This is a genomic window from Actinacidiphila glaucinigra (genome assembly GCF_900188405.1).
Classification (GTDB): Bacteria; Actinomycetota; Actinomycetes; order Streptomycetales; family Streptomycetaceae; genus Actinacidiphila; species Actinacidiphila glaucinigra.
Genome location: NZ_FZOF01000003.1, coordinates 365,089 through 384,906, shown reverse-complemented (window position 1 = coordinate 384,906; position 19,818 = coordinate 365,089). Strand labels below are relative to the sequence as shown.

At 70.2% G+C, this 19,818-nt stretch carries 14 protein-coding genes; 12 read left to right on the top strand and 2 right to left on the bottom strand.

Features of this window, described 5'->3' with window-relative positions; all coding sequences use genetic code 11:
• Window position 1 precedes the first annotated feature (1 nt).
• On the bottom strand, window positions 2-1,492 hold the full coding sequence (locus tag CHF15_RS08415; protein WP_089223006.1) for a DNA-3-methyladenine glycosylase 2 family protein: 1,491 nt from the start codon (window positions 1,490-1,492) through the stop codon (window positions 2-4).
• Between the two features lie 132 nt (window positions 1,493-1,624).
• On the opposite strand from CHF15_RS08415, the gene CHF15_RS08410 reads away from it, so the two are divergent.
• The 12 genes from CHF15_RS08410 (at window position 1,625) to CHF15_RS08355 (ending at window position 19,354) form a co-directional block, all read left to right on the top strand.
• Complete coding sequence (locus CHF15_RS08410; protein WP_089223005.1) at window positions 1,625-2,452, top strand: isocitrate lyase/PEP mutase family protein; 828 nt, start codon at window positions 1,625-1,627, stop codon at window positions 2,450-2,452.
• A gap of 308 nt (window positions 2,453-2,760) precedes the next feature.
• The gene (gene acnA / locus CHF15_RS08405; RefSeq protein WP_089223004.1) at window positions 2,761-5,475 is read left to right on the top strand and encodes an aconitate hydratase AcnA; all 2,715 of its coding nucleotides are present in this window, start codon (window positions 2,761-2,763) and stop codon (window positions 5,473-5,475) included.
• Between the two features lie 266 nt (window positions 5,476-5,741).
• Window positions 5,742-7,136: an N-acetylglucosamine/diacetylchitobiose ABC transporter substrate-binding protein gene (gene ngcE, locus CHF15_RS08400; protein WP_089223003.1), complete on the top strand. Its 1,395-nt coding sequence runs from the start codon at window positions 5,742-5,744 to the stop codon at window positions 7,134-7,136.
• A 102-nt stretch (window positions 7,137-7,238) separates the two neighbouring features.
• The gene (locus tag CHF15_RS08395; protein ID WP_089223002.1) at window positions 7,239-8,171 is read left to right on the top strand and encodes a carbohydrate ABC transporter permease; all 933 of its coding nucleotides are present in this window, start codon (window positions 7,239-7,241) and stop codon (window positions 8,169-8,171) included.
• 16 nt (window positions 8,172-8,187) lie between these two features.
• Window positions 8,188-9,123 (top strand): carbohydrate ABC transporter permease, encoded by a 936-nt coding sequence (locus tag CHF15_RS08390; protein WP_089223001.1) that lies wholly within the window; start codon window positions 8,188-8,190, stop codon window positions 9,121-9,123.
• Between the two features lie 226 nt (window positions 9,124-9,349).
• Window positions 9,350-10,546 carry an ROK family transcriptional regulator gene (locus CHF15_RS08385; RefSeq protein WP_089223135.1) on the top strand — a complete coding sequence of 399 codons (1,197 nt, stop codon included), beginning with the start codon at window positions 9,350-9,352 and terminating at the stop codon, window positions 10,544-10,546.
• 146 nt (window positions 10,547-10,692) lie between these two features.
• Complete coding sequence (locus CHF15_RS08380) at window positions 10,693-11,796, top strand: sugar ABC transporter substrate-binding protein (RefSeq protein ID WP_245938726.1); 1,104 nt, start codon at window positions 10,693-10,695, stop codon at window positions 11,794-11,796.
• 187 nt (window positions 11,797-11,983) lie between these two features.
• Window positions 11,984-12,772, top strand: a complete 789-nt coding sequence (locus tag CHF15_RS08375; RefSeq protein ID WP_089223000.1) for an ATP-binding cassette domain-containing protein — start codon at window positions 11,984-11,986, stop codon at window positions 12,770-12,772.
• Window positions 12,769-14,067, top strand: a complete 1,299-nt coding sequence (locus CHF15_RS08370) for a sugar ABC transporter permease (protein WP_089222999.1) — start codon at window positions 12,769-12,771, stop codon at window positions 14,065-14,067. Before CHF15_RS08375 ends, CHF15_RS08370 begins: the two co-directional genes overlap by 4 nt.
• A 138-nt stretch (window positions 14,068-14,205) precedes the next feature.
• The gene (dxs, locus tag CHF15_RS08365; RefSeq protein WP_089222998.1) at window positions 14,206-16,134 is read left to right on the top strand and encodes a 1-deoxy-D-xylulose-5-phosphate synthase; all 1,929 of its coding nucleotides are present in this window, start codon (window positions 14,206-14,208) and stop codon (window positions 16,132-16,134) included.
• Window positions 16,135-16,281: 147 nt separating this feature from the next.
• A complete protein-coding gene (locus CHF15_RS08360) occupies window positions 16,282-17,793 on the top strand; it encodes an amino acid permease (protein ID WP_089222997.1) in 1,512 nt (503 codons plus the stop codon).
• A gap of 37 nt (window positions 17,794-17,830) precedes the next feature.
• On the top strand, window positions 17,831-19,354 hold the full coding sequence (locus CHF15_RS08355) for a glycosyltransferase family 39 protein (protein ID WP_089222996.1): 1,524 nt from the start codon (window positions 17,831-17,833) through the stop codon (window positions 19,352-19,354).
• Here CHF15_RS08355 and CHF15_RS08350 read toward each other — a convergent pair whose 3' ends face one another.
• Window positions 19,355-19,762, bottom strand: a complete 408-nt coding sequence (locus CHF15_RS08350; protein WP_089222995.1) for a PIN domain-containing protein — start codon at window positions 19,760-19,762, stop codon at window positions 19,355-19,357. It lies immediately after the preceding gene.
• Window positions 19,763-19,818: the final 56 nt, after the last annotated feature.

Sequence of the window (19,818 nt, the reverse complement as noted above, 5' to 3'; positions counted from 1 at the left end):
CTCAGACTCGGTCGGCGGGCAGGACGTTGACGGGGTGGTCGCCGGTGGCCCACAGGTGCTGCACGGCGTACGCGCGCCACGGCCGCCAGGCCGCGGCCCGCCGGACGAGGGCCGCGGGGGTCGTCGGGAGGCCGAGTTTTTCCGCGGCCAGCCGTACGCCCAAATCGGTGGCGGGGAAGGCGTCCGGGTCGCCGAGCGCCCGCATCGCCACCACCTCGACCGACCACGGGCCGAAGCCCGGGAGCGCCTCGAGCTGCCGCCGCGCCTTCTCCCAGTCGCTGCCGACGTCCAGGTCGAGGCCCCCCTCGGTCAGCGCGGCGACCAGGGCAGTCAGCGTGGCCCGCCGGGTGCGCGGCATCGCCAGGGACTCCGGGTCCAGGCCCGTGAGCGCCCACGGGGAGGGGAACAGGTGGGTCAGCCCGCCCCCGGGGTCGGCGACGGGCTCCCCGTGCGCCGTCACCAGCCGGCCGGCCAGCGTGCGCGCCGCGGCGGTCGACACCTGCTGCCCCAGCACCACGCGCACCGCGAACTCCGGCCCGTCCACCGTACGCGGCACCCGGCGCCCGGGATTCGCGTCCACGTACGGGGCGAGCAGCGGGTCCTGCCGGAGCAGCCCGTCGACGGCGACCGGGTCGGCGTCCAGGTCGAGCAGCCACCGGCAGCGGCTGATCGCGTGCGACAGGTCCCGCCAGTCGGTGAGGGAGAGCCGGCAGGCGACGTGGTCGGGCTCGGGCCGCAGGGACACGGTTCCGTGGCCGTGGGGCAGCCGCAGCGTGCGGCGGTAGGCCCCCTCCCGCCACTCCTCCACACCCGGCACGGCGGTCGAGGCCAGGTGCCCGAAGAGGTTGCCGGGGCACAGCGGGGCCCGGAAGGGCAGCCGCAGCGTCAGGGAGCCCGAGACGTCGGCGGCGGGGACGGGGTGCCGGCCCCGTGCCGCCCGCGTCCGCAGCTCGCTCGGGGTGAGTGCGAAGACCTCGCGCACGGTGTCGTTGAAGGCGCGGATGCTGCTGAACCCGGCGGCGAAGGCGACGTCGGCCATCGGCAGCGCCGAGGTCTCGATCAGCAGCCGGGCCGTCTGCGCCCGCTGCGCCCGGGCGAGGGCGAGCGGCCCGGCCCCGAGCTCGGCCCTCAGCTGCCGCTCGACCTGCCGTGTGCTGTAGCCCAGACGCGCGGCGAGTCCCGGCACGCCGTCCCGGTCGACGACCCCGTCGGCGATCAGGCGCATGGCACGGGCCACCAGGTCCGCCCGCTCGTTCCACCGCGGGGAACCGGGGGCGGCGTCGGGGCGGCAGCGCTTGCAGGCGCGGAAGCCGGCCTGCTGGGCGGCGGCCGCGCTCGGGTAGAAGCTCATGTTCTGCGGCTTCGGCGGCACCGCGGGGCAGCCGGGCCGGCAGTAGATGCGGGTGGTCAGCACCGCGGTGAAGAACCACCCGTCGAAACGGGAGTCCTTCGACTGCACGGCGCGTACACAGCGCTCGAAGTCCTCATGCACATCCCCAGCATCCGTGGCGGGCGCGGGCCGGGGCTAGCGAGAATCCGACATGGACGTGCGGGCGGGCGGCGCGGGACGTAGGTGTCGGAAATCCGCCGGACCCGCCCCCCGGCCGGTGATGGACTGCGGTCCGTGAACAGCGAACTCAAGGCCAAGGCCGAACTCTTCCGCTCCCTCCACGTCCCCGGGCGCCCGCTGCTGCTGGCCAACGCCTGGGACGCCGCAAGTGCCCGCGTCGCCGAGCGTGCCGGGGCGGCCGCCGTCGCCACCACCAGTTCCGGGGTCTCCTGGACCCTGGGCACCGCGGACGGCGACCACGTCGATCGCGGCCTCGCGCTGGAGCTGACCGCACGGGTCGCCGCGGCCGTCTCCGTGCCCGTCAGCGCCGACATCGAGGGCGGCTACGCGGCCGACCCCGAGGGCGTCGCGCGGACGGTGCGGGGGGTGCTGGCCACGGGCGCGGTCGGCATCAACATCGAGGACTCCCACGACGGCGGCCCGGCCCCCCTGCGCGCCGTGGACGACCAGGCCGCCCGCATCGCCGCGGCCCGCCGCGCCGCCGACGAGGAGGGGGTGCCGCTGTTCGTCCACGCCCGCACCGACACCTACCTGCGGGGCGCCGGCGACCTGGGGGAGACCCTGGAGCGCGCCGCCGGGTACCTCGCGGCGGGGGCTGACGGCGTCTTCGTGCCCGGCGTGGGCGACCCGGCCGTCGTCGCCGCCCTGGCCGAGGGCATCGACGCCCCCGTCGGCATCCTCGCAGGCCCCGGAGCGCCGCCGGTGTCCGTCCTGGCCTCCGCCGGCGCCGCGCGCGTCAGCCTCGGCAGCGCGGTCGCCGAGGCCGCCTACGCCCTGGTCGACCGGGCCGCCCGCGAGCTGCTCGCCACCGGCACCTACGCCTCCGTCGCGGGCGGCATCCCCTGGGGCGAGCTCAACGCCCTGATGCTCCGGGAGGGGTGACGGCGGGGCCCCGCCCCCGGTGTGACGTCCGGGGATCACGCCGAGGACCCTGTTCCCGCGCAGGCTGCGCCTGCGCGGGAACAGGGTCCTCGGCGTACGGAAGGGGCGTGATGCCGCACACAGACGGCCCGGCGCATGACCCGGCAGCGGTGATGTATTAGAGTTATCTCGACATCGAGATATCTGCCAAGGCGCACCGCTGCCGCCAGGGGTAAGGCTCCCCTTAGTTAGCCTTACCTTAGCGGAACGGCCAGGGGTCGAAGCGGCAGCATTGCGGTGGTACGCGCAAAGTTACGAAGGAGACTGTCGTGTCGGCGAACAGCTTCGACGCCCGCAGCACCCTGCAGGTGGGCGACGAGTCGTACGAGATCTTCCGGCTGGACAAGGTCGAGGGCGCCGCGCGCCTCCCTTACAGCCTGAAGGTGCTGCTGGAGAACCTGCTCCGCACCGAGGACGGCGCGAACATCACCGCCGACCACATCCGCGCGCTCGGCTCCTGGGACTCCCAGGCGCAGCCGAGCCAGGAGATCCAGTTCACGCCGGCCCGTGTGATCATGCAGGACTTCACCGGTGTGCCGTGCGTGGTCGACCTCGCCACCATGCGTGAGGCCGTCAAGGAACTGGGCGGCGACCCGTCCCGCATCAACCCGCTGGCCCCGGCCGAGCTGGTCATCGACCACTCGGTCATCGCCGACAAGTTCGGCACCCCGGACTCCTTCGCGCAGAACGTGGAGCTGGAGTACGGCCGCAACAAGGAGCGCTACCAGTTCCTGCGCTGGGGCCAGACCGCGTTCGACGAGTTCAAGGTCGTCCCGCCGGGCACCGGCATCGTCCACCAGGTGAACATCGAGCACCTGGCCCGCACCGTCATGGTCCGGGGCGGCCAGGCGTACCCCGACACCCTCGTCGGCACCGACTCGCACACCACCATGGTCAACGGCCTCGGCGTGCTGGGCTGGGGCGTCGGCGGCATCGAGGCCGAGGCCGCCATGCTCGGCCAGCCGGTCTCCATGCTGATCCCGCGCGTCGTCGGCTTCAAGCTGACCGGCGAGCTGCCCACCGGCACCACCGCGACCGACCTCGTGCTGACCATCACCGAGATGCTCCGCAAGCACGGTGTCGTCGGCAAGTTCGTCGAGTTCTACGGCGAGGGCGTCTCCGCCACCTCGCTCGCCAACCGCGCCACCATCGGCAACATGTCGCCGGAGTTCGGTTCCACCGCGGCGATCTTCCCGATCGATGCGGAGACCATTAACTACCTGAAGCTGACCGGCCGTTCGGAGCAGCAGCTCGCGCTCGTCGAGGCGTACGCCAAGGAGCAGGGCCTCTGGCTGGACCCGGCCGCCGAGCCGGACTTCTCCGAGAAGCTGGAGCTCGACCTCTCCACGGTCGTACCCTCCATCGCCGGTCCCAAGCGCCCGCAGGACCGCATCGTCCTCGCCAACGCCGCCGAGCAGTTCGCGAGCGACGTGCGCAACTACGTGGACGACGCCGACGAGGCGGGCAAGGAGTCCTTCCCGGCCTCCGACGCCCCGGCCGCCACCAACGGCGTCCCGACCCGCCCGACGGTGGTCACCGCCCCCGACGGCTCGACCTACGAGATCGACCACGGCGCCGTCACCGTCGCCGCGATCACCTCCTGCACCAACACCTCGAACCCGTACGTCATGGTCGCCGCCGCCCTGGTGGCCAAGAAGGCGGTCGAGAAGGGCCTGACCCGCAAGCCGTGGGTGAAGACCACCCTGGCCCCGGGCTCCAAGGTCGTCATGGACTACTACGACCGGGCCGGCCTGACCCCGTACCTGGACAAGATGGGCTTCAACCTGGTCGGTTACGGCTGCACCACCTGCATCGGCAACTCCGGCCCGCTGCCGGACGAGGTCTCCAAGGCGGTCAACGAGCACGACCTGGCCGTGACCTCGGTGCTGTCGGGCAACCGCAACTTCGAGGGCCGGATCAACCCGGACGTCAAGATGAACTACCTGGCGTCCCCGCCGCTGGTCGTGGCGTACGCCATCGCCGGCTCCATGAAGGTGGACGTCACCAAGGACGCCATCGGCACGGACACCGACGGCAAGCCGGTCTTCCTGCAGGACATCTGGCCCTCCGAGCAGGAGGTCAACGAGGTCGTCGCCTCAGCGATCGGCCAGGACATGTTCAGCACCTCCTACCAGGACGTCTTCGCCGGCGACGCCCAGTGGCAGTCGCTGCCGATCCCGACCGGCAACACCTTCGAGTGGGACCCGCAGTCGACCTACGTCCGCAAGCCCCCGTACTTCGAGGGCATGGCCATGGAGCCGGCCCCGGTCACCGACATCGCCGGTGCCCGTGTGCTGGCGAAGCTGGGCGACTCGGTCACCACCGACCACATCTCCCCGGCGGGTGCGATCAAGGCCGACACCCCGGCCGGCACGTACCTCACCGAACACGGTGTGGAGCGCCGCGACTTCAACTCCTACGGCTCCCGCCGCGGCAACCACGAGGTCATGATCCGCGGCACGTTCGCCAACATCCGCCTGCGCAACCAGATCGCGCCGGGCACCGAGGGCGGCTACACCCGCGACTTCACGCAGGAGGGCGGCCCGGTCGCCTTCATCTACGACGCGTCGCAGAACTACCAGGCCGCCGGCACCCCGCTGGTCGTCCTGGCGGGCAAGGAGTACGGCTCCGGCTCCTCCCGCGACTGGGCCGCGAAGGGCACCGCGCTGCTGGGCGTCAAGGCGGTCATCGCCGAGTCGTACGAGCGCATCCACCGCTCCAACCTGATCGGCATGGGCGTACTGCCCCTGCAGTTCCCCGAGGGCGCCACGGCGGCCTCGCTGGGCCTGACCGGTGAGGAGACCTTCGCGTTCTCCGGCATCACCGAGCTCAACGACGGCACCACCCCGCGCACCGTCAAGGTGACGACCGACACCGGCGTCGAGTTCGACGCCGTGGTCCGCATCGACACCCCCGGTGAGGCGGACTACTACCGCAACGGCGGCATCATGCAGTACGTCCTGCGCTCCCTGATCCGCAAGTAGGGATCACCGCGTCCGGACCCGGTGAACGGGCCCGCACCCCTGCCGGGGGTGCGGGCCCGTTCGCGTTACCGGCAGGTCTCAACTAGGGAAAGCTGTCCGTCAAAAGCGCGCATGACCTTGCCCACCTCGCGGGAAGTGGACTATACCTGTCGGCGTCCAGGAGGCCCGCTGAACGTGGGCTTGCGCGGGGGGAACAACGGGTGCGTGGCCCGTGCACAGATTCAACTCCGCACCGCATGGGTCCTGGAGAAGGTGAGGACTTGAGCATGAGATCCGACGTCAACCGGCGTGATCTGATCAAGCGGGCCGCAGCGGTGGGCCTGTTGGCCGCTCCCGCCGCGGGTCTGCTGAGTGCCTGTGCGTCCAGCGGCAGCGGCAACGACAAGGGCACCGATAAGGGCGAGAAGTCCAAGGAGAACCCCTTCGGCGTGGCCAACGACGCCCCTCTGGACGTCGTGATCTTCAAGGGCGGCTACGGGGACGCGTACGCCATCGAGTTCGAGAAGATCTACAAGAAGAAGTTCTCCGGGTCGAAGGTCAGCCACCTGGGCACCCAGGAGATCACCGGCAAGCTCCAGCCCCGCTTCAACGCCGGCAACCCGCCGGACGTCGTCGACGACTCCGGCGCCCAGCAGATCAAGCTGGACGTGCTCTACAAGAGCGGCCAGCTCACCGACCTCACGCCGCTCCTCGACGCGCCCTACATCGACGACCCGAGCAAGAAGATCAGGGACGTCCTGCAGCCCGGCACCATCGAGACGGGCAGCTTCGACGACGGCAAGATGTACCAGCTGTCCTACATCTACACCGTCTGGGGCCTGTGGTACTCCGGCAAGCTCTTCAAGGAGAAGGGCTGGACCGCGCCGAAGACCTGGGCCGACTTCATGTCGCTGTGCGAGGAGATCAAGAAGTCCGGCATCGCGCCCTTCACCCACCAGGGCAAGTACCCGTACTACATCAACATCGTGGTCATGGACCTCATCGCCAAGCACGGCGGTCCGGACCTGGTGAAGCGGATCGACGACATGGACGCGACCGTCTGGGACGATCCCGCCGCCAAGGCGGCCGTCGAGGCCGTCTACCAGATCGCCGACAAGGGCTACCTGCTCCCCGGCACCAACGGCATGACCCACATCGAGTCGCAGACCGCCTGGAACGAGGGCAAGGCCGCCTTCATCCCCTGCGGTTCGTGGCTGGAGAACGAGCAGCTGAAGGCCACCCCCTCGGACTTCGAGATGACCTTCCTGCCGATCCCCTCGCTGGACGGCGACAAGCTGCCCTTCGAGGCGATCCGGGCCGGCGCCGGTGAGCCCTTCATCGTCCCGAAGAAGGCCAAGAATCAGGCCGGCGGCCTGGAGTTCCTGCGGATCATGCTCACCAAGGAAGCGTCGAGCAAGTTCGCCCAGACGGCCAACTCGCTGACCGTGCTCAAGGACGGCGTCGGCTCCGACGTCCAGCTGCGCCCGGGCACCGCGTCCACCGTCACCGCGCTCACCGCGGCCGGCACCAACGTCTTCAACTACAACTACATCAACACGCAGAGTGCCTTCGACACCGACGTGCAGAACGCCAGTGCCGAGCTGATGGCCAAGCGCATCAAGCCCGCCGACTGGCTCAAGCGGGTCAAGGCGGCGGCCGAGAAGGCCAAGAAGGGCTCTTAGTACGCACCGGCCCTTGCGCACCGGGGCCCCGGTGCCCCCTGATGGTCCAGGGGGCGTTCGGGGCCCCGGTGCGACGGTCTACCCGATGGCAGGAGCAGCGCCATGCGTTACCGCAAGTACCCGTTCATCGCGGGATTCCTCGTCATTCCGGTCGTGCTCTACGTCGTCTTCGTGATCTGGCCGTACCTCCAGACGTTCGGGTATTCCCTGACGGACTGGTCCGGCCAGTCCCAGGAGATGCACTTCGTCGGCCTGGAGAATTACACCAAGCTCTTCGGGGACCACGTCTTCCTGCAGGCGCTCCAGCACAACGTGCTGCTGCTGGTCTTCCTGCCGGTGATCACGATCCTGCTGGCGCTCTTCTTCGCCTTCATGCTCAACGTGGGTGGCCGCGGCGGTACCACGGGCGTGCGCGGAGTGCGCGGATCCGCCTTCTACAAGGTGGTCTTCTTCTTTCCCCAGGTGCTTTCCGTCGCCATTCTCGTCGTGCTCTTCCAGGCGGTCTACCGCAGTGACGGAAGCGGCCTCCTGAACGGCATCCTCATCAAACTGCACCTTCAGGACCCGAGTGCCCCGGTCGAATGGCTGAACAGCCCCAACCTGGTGATGTGGTGCCTGCTCGGCGTGCAGATCTGGGCGGGTGTCGGTTTCTACCTGGTGCTGTTCTCGGCGGCCATGCAGTCAGTTCCGAAGGACATCTACGAGGCCGCGCTGCTGGACGGCGCCGGCCGCCTGCAGACCTTCTTCAAGGTGACGCTCCCGCTGCTGTGGGACAGCGTCCAGACGGCCTGGGTGTACCTCGCCATCGCCGCGATGGACTTCTTCGTGCTGGCCTCGGTCCTCACTCCGGGTTCGAGTTTCGGCGGCGGCCCGGACTACCACGGTGAGGTCATGGCGACCTACCTGATGCGCAACTTCCTCACCTTCGGAAAGAGCGGCTACGCCTGTGCCATGGGCGTCGTCATCCTCTTCCTCACCCTGATCCTTTCCGCCATCGCGCTGCGGGTCTCCCGCCGCGATCGCATCGAGTACTGAGCGGGGAGCGCATCCCATGGCCACTCCCATCAAGCAGCCCACTCCGGTGCCGGTCTTCAAGGGGCAGCCCACCACGATCGGCAGCAGGAAGACGGACCGGGAACGTTTCGCCGACGGCGGCACGACGCTCAACGTCTTCTCGCACGGTTTCCTGATCCTTTGGGGCGTGATGATCCTCCTGCCGCTGGCATGGATCGTCCTCGGCTCCTTCAAGAACAACACGGAGATCGGCGCGAGTGCCTGGTCCTGGCCCTCGCACTGGTCCTTCGACGCATTCTCCCGGGCCTGGGAGAAGGGCATCGGCGAGTTCTTCGTGAACACGGTGATCGTGCTGGTGTTCTCGGTCCCGCTGACCATGCTGCTGGGGTCGATGACCGCGTACGTGCTGGCGCGCTACGAATTCCCCGGCAACCGGATCATCTTCTACCTGTTCGTCGGCGGCGCGATGTTCCCGGTGTACCTCGCCCTCGTGCCGTTGTTCTTCATGGTCAGCAACCTGGGCATGCTCAACACCTACCAGGGCCTGATCCTGGTCTACATCGCCTACTCGCTGCCCTTCACCGTCTTCTTCATGCACTCCTTCTTCAGGACCCTGCCCACGGCGGTGCACGAGGCGGCCATGATCGACGGCTGTTCGCACTCCCGGGCCTTCTTCCAGGTCATGCTGCCGATGGCGAAGCCGGGCCTGATCAGCGTGGGCATCTTCAACGTGCTGGGCCAGTGGAACCAGTACATCCTGCCGATGACCCTCATGCAGCAGCAGTCCAGCAGCGACCCGGACCGCTCGATGCTGGCCCAGGGCCTGGTCAACCTGGCGCAGCAGCAGGGGTACTCCGGTGACTACCCGGCGCTCTTCGCGGGCATGACCATCGCGATGCTGCCGGTGCTCGTGGTCTACCTCTCCTTCCAGCGGCAGGTGCAGGCGGGTCTGACGGCCGGCACTTTGAAGTAACCGGAAGGTCACTCCACGTGGCCGCCGTCCGGTCGTCCGGACGGCGGAGCGGAAGCGGTCCCGCCGTATGCGGGGCCGCTTCTGGATTTTTCGGGCATTCGGTCAGCGGTCTGGTTCTGCCCCTTGACGGGAAGCGAGCCTAAAGGCTTGCTTAGAGTTCACATGTTGTAGACGACGGGGTCTCATCGGCGTGGCTCCCGTCCGGTTCGGCAGGAGTGGAATGGTCGTGGAGACTCCGGGATCCCAGTCGTCGCTGCACCGGGCCAACCTCGAGCGGGTGGTCCGGGCCGTACGCCTTGCGGGTTCGCTGACGCAGGCGGAGATCGCCCGTACGACGGGGCTGTCCGCCGCGACGGTCTCCAACATCGTCCGCGAACTGCGGGACAACGGGACGGTACAGGTCACCCCCACCTCCTCGGGAGGGCGCCGGGCCCGCGCGGTCGCGCTGTCCGGTGACGCGGGCGTCGTCGTCGGCGTCGACTTCGGGCACTCCCACCTGCGGGTGGCGGTCGGCAACCTGGCCCACCAGGTGCTCGCCGAGCAGTCCGAGCCCATCGACGTGGACGCCTCGGCCTCCGAGGGCTTCGACCGGGCCGAGCAGCTGGTCGCGCGGCTGATCGAGTCCAGCGGCATCGGCGCCGACAAGGTGATCGGCGTCGGACTCGGCGTGCCGGGCCCGATCGACGTGGAGACCGGCGCGCTGGGGTCCACCGCCATCCTGCCGGGGTGGGGCGGCATCAACCCGCGCCAGGAACTCGCCGAGCGGCTGCGCATGCCGGTCCAGGTGGACAACGATGCCAACCTCGGCGCCCTCGGCGAACTCGTCTGGGGCGGCGGCCGGGGGGTGAAGGACCTGGCGTACATCAAGGTGGCCAGCGGCGTGGGCGCCGGGCTGGTGATCGACGGCCGCATCTACCGCGGCCCCGGCGGCACCGCGGGCGAGATCGGCCACATCACGCTGGACGAGTCCGGCCCGGTGTGCCGCTGCGGCAACCGCGGCTGCCTGGAGACCTTCACCGCCGCCCGCTACGTTCTGGACCTGCTGCGCGGCAGCCACGGCCCCGACCTCACCCTGGCGCGCATGGTGCAGCTGGGCCGGGAGGGAGACCCGGGCTGCCGCCGGGTCATCGCCGACGTCGGCCGGCACATCGGCATGGGCGTCGCCAGCCTCGCCAACCTCTTGAACCCGAGCCGGGTGGTGCTCGGCGGCGATCTCGCCGAGGCCGGGGAGCTGGTCCTCGCGCCCCTCAGGGAATCTGTGGCACGCTACGCGATCCCCAGTGCGGCGCGCCGCCTCTCCGTTGTCTCGGGGGGCCTGGGGGCCCGCGCCGAGGTGCTGGGCGCCCTGGCGCTGGCCCTCAGCGAGGTGGGGGATTCGACCCTTTTGGATGCTAATGTTCCCGCAGCGGTTGCTGTGTCGTAGAGATCACTCTGCGTTCATCTAGATAACGAAACGCACCGTTGCCATCTCGTTAAGTATTTACTTCTTGACGTCAAGGCTGTTGCCGAGTTGACTCACGCTCACCTCGGCCGCTGTCTTTTGCGGCCCTGTCAGGGAGGCAACCCCACATGAACGCAATGATGCGTCGCGTCGTGATCGGCACCGCGGCCGTCTCCATGGCCCTTTCCGTTGCTGCGTGCGGCAAGGCCGGCGACGACAAGGCGGACGGCGGCAGCAGCAGCACCGGCAGCAAGAGCAAGACCATCGGTCTGCTGCTTCCCGACAGCGTCACCGCGCGCTACGACAAGTTCGACAAGCCGCTGTTCGAGGCCAAGGTCAAGGAGCTGTGCGCCGACTGCGACGTACAGTACGCGAACGCCGCGGGCGACTCCGGCAAGCAGGCCCAGCAGGTCAGCACCATGATCACCAAGGGTGTCAAGGTGATCGTGATCAGCGCCCAGGACGCCGCTGCCATCAAGACCTCCGTCCAGTCGGCCGTCGACAAGGGCATCAAGGTCATCGCCTACGACCGCCTCGCACAGGGCCCGGTCTCCGCGTACGTCTCCTTCGACAACGAGAAGGTCGGCGAGCTGCAGGGCCAGGCGCTCCTCGACTCGCTCGGCGCCAAGGCCAAGCCGTCGGCGAACGTCGTCATGATCAACGGTGACGACGCCGACCCGAACGCCGCGATGTTCAAGGCGGGCGCCCACAAGGTGCTCGACGGCAAGGTCAAGATCGCCTACGAGCAGAGCGGTCTGTGGAAGGACACCGTCGCCAACCAGAAGGTGACGGCGGCCATCACCCAGATCGGCGCCAAGAAGATCGCGGGCGTCTACGCCGCGAACGACGGCATGGCCGGCGGCATCGCCACCGCCCTCAAGGGCGCCGGCATCAGCGGCATCCCGCTGACCGGTCAGGACGCCGAACTCGCGGGCATCCAGCGGATCATCGCGGGCACCCAGTCCAGCACGGTCTACAAGGCGTTCAAGCCCGAGGCCGACGCCGCTGCCCAGCTCGCGGTCAACCTGATCGAGGGCAAGGCCATCGACTCGCTGGCCACCACCTCGCTGACCAGCGGTTCCGGTGACAAGGTCCCGTCCCAGCTGCTGACCCCGGTCTCGGTGACCAAGGCCAACGTCAAGGACACGGTCGTCGCCGACAAGCTGTGGTCCGTCGAGGAGATCTGCACGGCCGAGTTCGCCAAGGCCTGCAAGGCCGCCGGCCTCCAGTAACACGGCAGGCCCTCCCCCCGGAGGCCGCCACGCGAACCTGTCCGGTGCCCGCCCCGTCCAACAGACCCCGCTGACGGGGCGGGTGCCGGACAGACAGTCCGCTCCCGTTCATGTAAAGCTGTGCAGTTTGCACAAAACTCCGCGCCCCTCCAAGCGCGGCATCCCCGCCGGTCAGGCGGCGAAGGAGATGGTTCACGTGTCCGCTACGCCCGTGCTGGCGTTGCGCGGAGTCTCCAAGCGATTCGGTGCGGTCCAGGCACTCACCGATGTCGACCTGGAGGTCCACGCCGGTGAGGTCGTCGCGCTCGTCGGCGACAACGGCGCAGGTAAGTCGACCCTGGTCAAGACGATCGCGGGTGTCCACCCCATCGATGAAGGCGTCATCGAGTGGGAGGGCGAGGCGGTCAGCATCAACAAGCCGCACGACGCCCAGGGCTTCGGAATCGCGACGGTCTACCAGGACCTGGCGCTCTGCGACAACCTCGATGTCGTTGCCAACCTCTACCTCGGCAGCGAGATCAAGCGCGCCGGTGTGATCGACGAGGTCGCCATGGAGGCGCGTTCCAGGGAGCTGCTGAGCACCCTGTCGATCCGCATCCCCAGCGTGCGCATCCCGATCGCCAGCCTGTCGGGTGGTCAGCGGCAGGTCGTCGCCATCGCGCGCGCCCTGATCGGCGACCCCAAGCTGGTCATCCTCGACGAGCCGACCGCCGCCCTCGGTGTGGAGCAGACGGCCCAGGTGCTCGACCTGGTGGAACGGCTGCGTCAGCGTGGCCTCGCCGTCATCCTCATCAGCCACAACATGGTGGACGTCAAGGCCGTCGCCGACAAGGTGGCGGTACTGCGGCTCGGTCGGAACAACGGTGTGTTCGACGTCAAGAGCACGTCCCAGGAAGAAATCATCTCCGCGATCACGGGCGCCACGGACAACGCCGTGACCCGCCGTCAGGCGCGGCGCACGGAGGATGCAAAGTGAGCGACACGTCGAAGACCGTAAAGAAGGACGCGGTGGCAGCGGTCGAGGACGCGTCCTCGGCGGCCGTGCCCGTGGTCGACCCGCGCCTGCTCGTCCGTGAAGAGGGCTTCAAGGGCTACCTCACCGAGTTCAAGCGCAAGGTCCGCGGTGGTGAGCTCGGCGCGCTGCCGGTCGTCATCGGCCTGATCATCATCTGGAGCATCTTCCAGACCCAGTCCAGCGAGTTCCTCAGCGCCGGCAACCTGTCCAACATCGGCTTCTTCCTGGCCGCCACGGGCATGCTGGCCATCGGCCTGAACTTCGTGCTGCTGCTGGGCGAGATCGACCTCTCGGTGGGCTCGGTCAGCGGTCTGGCGTCGGCCATCTTCGCCATCTTCGTGACCAATCACGGAATGAACCCCTGGCTCGCCCTGATCCTGACGGTCCTGACCGGCATCGTCATCGGCGCGTTGCACGGCTGGTTCTTCGCGAAGATCGGTGTACCCGCCTTCATCGTCACCCTCGCCGGCCTTCTCGGCTGGAATGGCCTGATGCTGCAGCTGCTCGGCGACAGCGGAAGCCTCTCCATCCCCGACGAGGGGCCGCTGCACATTCTGGGCCAGCGCTCCTTCTTCATGGACCAGGACATCGCCGGCGCCTACCTGCTTGCCGGTCTCGGCACCGCGGCCATGCTCGCGGGCTCGTTGATCGACCAGCGCCGCCGCCGCGCGGCCGGTGTCCCGTTCCGGCCCACGAGCGAGATCGCGCTGCGCGTCGGCGCCCTCGCGGTGGTCTCCTTCGTCGCCGCGTACGTGCTGAACCAGGCGTTCGGTGTGCCGAACGCGCTGGTCATCTTCCTGGCGGCCCTGGTGATCGTCGACTTCGTACTGCGGCGCACCTCGTACGGCCGCAAGGTCTTCGCGGTCGGCGGCGGCATCGAGGCCGCCCGCCGGGCGGGCATCAACGTCGCCCTGGTGCGGATCTCCGTGTTCGCCATCTCCGGCGCGTTCGCGGCGATCGGCGGTCTGTTCTTCGCCGCCCAGACCTACACCGCGACGCTGGGTGCGGGTACGGGTGACGTCCTGATGCTGGCCATCGCGGCCGCGGTCATCGGCGGCACCAGCCTCTTCGGAGGCCGGGGCAGCGTCTGGTCCGCCCTGCTCGGCATGCTGGTCATCCAGTCCATCCGGACCGGCCTGGACCTGCTCAACATGAACACCGCGCTGCAGTACATGATCACCGCCGGCGTTCTGCTGGCCGCCGTGATCATCGACTCGGTGTCCCGCAGGAGCCAGAAGGCCGCCGGCCGCGGCTGAGGGTTCGCACCGCACACCAGTGGCGTGACGTGCCCGGCGCAGGGAAGATCATCCCAGCGCCGGGCACAGGTGTGTGCGGAGCTGAAAACGCGAACACATACACTCGGGTAACCGGCAAGCGACAACAAGGAGGCACGGGTGGCGCTGCTGACCCGTATCAAGGGACCGCGCGACCTCGACCGGCTGAGCCCGGAGCAGCTGGTCGAGCTGGCAGGCGAGATCCGTACCTTCCTGGTCGACGAGGTCTCCAAGACGGGCGGGCACCTGGGGCCGAACCTCGGCGTCGTCGAGCTGACCATCGCCCTGCACCGCGTCTTCGACTCGCCGAAGGACAAGGTGCTGTGGGACACCGGGCACCAGTCCTACGTCCACAAGCTGCTCACCGGCCGTCAGGACTTCTCCAAGCTCAAGGGCAAGGGCGGCCTGTCCGGCTACCCCTCGCGCGCCGAGTCCGAGCACGACGTCATCGAGAACAGCCACGCCTCCACGGTGCTCGGCTGGGCCGACGGACTGGCCAAGGCCAACGAGCAGCTCGGCAAGCGCGACCACACCGTCGCCGTCATCGGTGACGGCGCCCTGACCGGTGGCATGGCCTGGGAGGCGCTGAACAACATCGCCGCCGCCAAGGACCGCCCGCTGGTCATCGTCGTCAACGACAACGAGCGCTCCTACGCGCCCACCATCGGCGGCCTCGCCAACCACCTCGCCACGCTGCGCACCACCGACGGCTACGAGCGCTTCCTCACCCGCACCAAGGAGCTGCTGGAGCGCACCCCCGTCATCGGCCAGCCGCTGTACGAGACCCTGCACGGCGCCAAGAAGGGCTTCAAGGACTTCATCGCCCCGCAGGGCATGTTCGAGGACCTGGGCCTGAAATACGTCGGCCCGATCGACGGCCACGACCTCGCCGCCCTGGAGTCCGCGCTGCAGCGCGCCAAGCGCTTCGGCGGCCCGGTCATCGTCCACTGCCTGACGGAGAAGGGCCGCGGCTACACCCCCGCCCTGCAGGACGAGGCGGACCGCTTCCACGCCGTCGGCAAGATCCACCCCGACACCGGGCTGCCCATCGCCGCCTCGGGCGCGGACTGGACGTCGGTCTTCGCCGAGGAGATGGTCAAGCTCGGCAAGGAGCGCAAGGACATCGTCGCCATCACCGCGGCGATGCTGCAGCCCGTCGGCCTGGACAAGTTCGCCAAGGCATTCCCCGAGCGCGTCTACGACGTCGGCATCGCCGAGCAGCACGCCGCCGTCTCCGCTGCGGGACTGGCGACCGGCGGCCTGCACCCGGTGGTCGCCGTGTACGCGACCTTCCTCAACCGCGCCTTCGACCAGGTCCTGATGGACGTCGCGCTCCACAAGTGCGGTGTGACCTTCGTCCTGGACCGGGCCGGCATCACCGGCACCGACGGCGCCTCGCACAACGGCATGTGGGACATGTCGATCCTCCAGGTCGTCCCCGGCCTGCGGATCGCCGCCCCGCGCGACGCCGACCAGGTACGCGCTCAGCTCCGCGAGGCCGTTGCGGTCGAGGACGCCCCGACCGTGGTCCGCTACTCCAAGGGCGCGGTCGGCCCGGCGGTCAAGGCCGTCGGCAAGGTCGGCGGCATGGACGTGCTGCGCGCCCCCGAGCCGCAGGGCGACGGTGCCAAGCCGGACGTCCTGCTGGTCTCCGTCGGCGCGCTCGCTCCGATGTGCCTGGAGATCGCCGGCCTGCTCGACGCCCAGGGCATCACCACCACCGTCGTCGACCCGCGCTGGGTCAAGCCCGTCGACGCGGCCCTGCCCGGTCTCGCGGCCGGCCACCGGGTCGTCGTCACGGTCGAGGACAACGGGCGTGTCGGGGGTGTCGGCTCCGCCGTCGCCCAGGCTCTGCGCGACGCGAACGTGGACGTGCCGCTGCGCGACTTCGGCATCCCGCAGGAGTTCCTCGACCACGCCGGCCGCAAGGAGGTCATGGCCGAGATCGGCCTGACCGCCCCGGACATCGCGCGCCAGGTGACCGGCCTCGTCAGCAGGCTCGAGGGCCGCTACGCCGACGAGCCCACGCCCCAGGTCGCGAGCGACTGACGCCCGCTTCACCCCCTCGGCACCATCGGGCCGGGCGACACCCGGGCGGGTGATCGCCCGGCCCTTCTGCCGATGTGTAGGCGCGCCAGATCCGGTCACAAGCATCTGCGGATGCTGTGATGCAGGAACAACTGTGGAGGTGCGCCGGTGGACGTGGGCGGTAACGCTGCGAAGGGTCGAAGCGGGTTCTTCCGCACCAAATCGGTCGAGGAGTCCCTGAGGGACACCCAGGAGCCGGAGCACGCGCTCAAGAAGTCGTTGTCGGCACTCGACCTCACGGTCTTCGGCGTCGGCGTCATCATCGGCACCGGCATCTTCGTCCTCACGGGCAAGGTGGCGAAGGAGAACGCGGGCCCGGCGGTCGCGCTGTCCTTCGTCGCCGCCGGCGTCGTCTGCGCGCTCGCCGCCCTGTGCTACGCGGAGTTCGCCTCCACCGTCCCGGTCGCCGGGTCGGCCTACACCTTCTCCTTCGCCACCCTCGGCGAACTGCCCGCCTGGATCATCGGCTGGGACCTCGTGCTCGAACTGGCGCTGGGCTGCGCCGTGGTCGCGGTCGGCTGGTCCGGGTACCTGCGCTCGATCATGGACAACTGGGGCTGGCACCTGCCGTCCGTGCTGTCCGGCGGCGAGCAGAGCGGCTTCCACTTCGACCTGCTGGCCTTCCTGCTGGTGGCCGTGCTCACCGCCGTCCTGGTCGCCGGGATGAAGCTGTCGGCCCGGGTCACCGCCGTGGTCGTCGCCATCAAGCTGGCCGTGGTCCTGATCGTCATCGTCGTCGGCGCGTTCTTCATCAAGGGCCACAACTACACGCCGTTCGTCCCGCCCGCCGTGCGGTCCGAGGGCGCGGAGGCCGGTATCAAGGCCCCGCTCATCCAGCTGATCTCGGGCTTCGAACCGTCCCAGTTCGGCGTCATGGGCATCTTCACCGCGGCGGCCGTGGTCTTCTTCGCCTACATCGGCTTCGACATCGTCGCCACCGCGGCCGAGGAGACCAGGAACCCCCAGCGGGACGTGCCGCGCGGCATCCTCGGCTCGCTGATCATCTGCACCGTGCTCTACGTCGCCGTGTCCATCGTCGTCACCGGTATGCAGCACTACAGCCAGCTGTCGGTGGACGCGCCGCTGGCCGACGCCTTCAAGGCGGTGGGCCACCCCTTCTGGGCCGGACTGATCGCCTTCGGCGCCGTGGTGGGCCTGACCACGGTCTGCATGATCCTGCTGCTCGGGCAGAGCCGGGTCTTCTTCGCGATGAGCCGCGACGGGCTGCTGCCGCGCTTCTTCTCCCGGGTGCACCCCACGCGGGGCACCCCCTACCGCTCGACGATCCTGCTCGGCGGCATCGTCGCGATCGTCGCGGGCTTCACCACCATCGAGGAACTGGCCGAGCTGGTGAACATCGGCACCCTCTTCGCCTTCGTCGTCGTCGCCGTCGGCGTCGTGGTGCTGCGCCGTACCCGTCCGGACCTGCCGCGCGCCTTCCGCACCCCGTTCGTGCCGTGGCTGCCCGCGGTGTCGGTGCTCGCCACCCTGTGGCTGATGCTCAACCTGCCGGCCGAGACCTGGCTGCGGTTCGCCGTCTGGATGGCCATCGGCTGCGTCGTGTACTTCCTCTACGGCTACCGGAACAGCCGGGTGCGCAAGCCGGCCCGCCAGGACTGAGCTGACGCGGCGGGAGGGCGCCCGGTACGTTGGGCGCGTGCCGACCCGTCCCGAGACCGCCCGCGCTGCCGCGCCCGCGCCTCCGGAACGAGGTACGGGCGCGGCAGCGCGGGCGGTCTCGCGGCCCCGCCGGTTCTCTTGGCCCGTGCTGCTCCCGCTGCTGACGCTCGTGGCGGCCCTGGTCCATCTGCCCTCCTTCGTACGCCCGGTCTGGAACCCCGACGAGGGGTTCCTCGCGACGCAGGCGCGTGTGCTCGCCTCCGGCGGCGTCCTCTACGACACCGTCGTGGACCGCAAACCCCCGTTCCTGCCGTGGCTGTACCAGGGCGCGTTCGCGCTCTTCGGCGACGGCTCGCTGTGGCCCCTGCGGGTGGCGGCGGTCGTCGCCCACGTGGTGACCGCGGCGCTGCTCGTGGCCCTGGCCCGGCGCCGCTGGGGCGACCGGTGGGGCGCGGCCGCCGGGTTCGGCTACCTGCTGCTGTCCGTGGGCCTGGCGCCCGAGGACACGCAGGCGGCCTCCTTCGAGGTCTTCACCCTCCCGTGGACGGTTGCCGCCGTGCTGTGCGCCGACCGCCGGCGCTGGGGCGCGGCCGGGGTGGCGGTGGCGGGGGCGGCGCTGACCAAGCAGACCGGCGCGGTGGTGCTCCTCCCGGTGGTCTGGATGCTGTGGCGGGCCGCACGGGAGGGCAAGGCCGCGCCCGCGGGCGCGTGGGTCCGGCTGGCGGCGGGCTGCGCGCTGCCCGTGGCGGCCGTGGCCCTGGCCACCGGTGCGGGACGCTTCGTCTTCTGGACCGTCACCGGGTCGGGCACCTACATCTCGCCCGAGGGCGCCTGGCTGCTCGCCGCCGGACGGGGGCTCGGCAACGCCGCGATCCTCGCGGCGGCCGGAGCGGGGTTCGTACTGCCGGCCGTCCGGCTCGCCGCGCGCCGGCGGGCCGGCGCCGGGGCCGAGCTGTGGATCTGGCTCGGCGCGTCCGCCGTCGCCGTCGTGACGGGCTTCCAGTTCTACGGCCACTACTACCTGCAACTGCTGCCGCCGCTCGCGCTGGTCGGGGTGGCCGCGCTGCGCCGGCTGCCCGCCCGCGGGCCCGCCAGGAGGGCCGCCGCCGTCTGGACGGTGCTGGCGGCGACCGTCTTCACCGGCTGGGGCTTCGCGGCCCCGCGCGCCGAACTCGACCACGCCCGGACGGTCGCCGCCGCGATCCGCGCCCGCACCGACGCTGACGGGACCGTCCTGGTCTGGGGCATGCACCCGGAGCAGTACTGGCTCTCCGGGCGCGCCCCGGCCGGCCGTTTCCTCACCGCGGGATTCCTCACCAACTTCAGCGGCGGCCGCGGCGGGGCCCGCGTCGGCGAGCGGTACGCCGTGCCGGGCGCCTGGGCGGACTTCCGCCGGGAGTTCGCCGCCGCGCCCCCCGACGTCGTGGTCGACGACTCCCGGGGCGCCCCCTACGGCGCGGCGCACGTCCCCGGCCTGCGCCGCCTGCTCGACCGGGGCGGCTACGAGCGCGCCGGCACCGCCGACGGCGCCGTGCTGTACGTCCGGCCGCCGCACGGGTAGTCAGTCGCGCACCGCCCGCGGGCCGGCGACAGCCGCGCCGTGGGCGGTCACCCGGCGGCGCAGCTCGCGGTCGGCCGTCACGACCAGGCACGGCCGCTCCGGGGCCCGCGCCGCGACGAGTTCGGCGACGAGGTCGTCCCCGCTGCCCGGCGCCGCCTCGACCCGTACCCCCGGCACGGGCGTCACGTCCCGGGCCGCGCCCTCCACGACGAGCACGATGTCGAGCGGCGCCCGGCGGGCCCACTCGGGCACGTCCGCCCGCTCGGGCAGGCCGGTCCGCGCGAGCCCGGCGAGGGCGTCCCGTACACGCTCCGTCGCCCCGTGCCGGTCCCGCCACCATCCGTCGGGCACGGACCCCACGGTGTTGGCGGCGTCGACCACGACCAGGGGCGCTGTCCCATCGTTCACCGGCCCACCCTCCCACGGCCGGCCCGGAACCCGCCCGGCCCGGCGTCGCTCGCGTG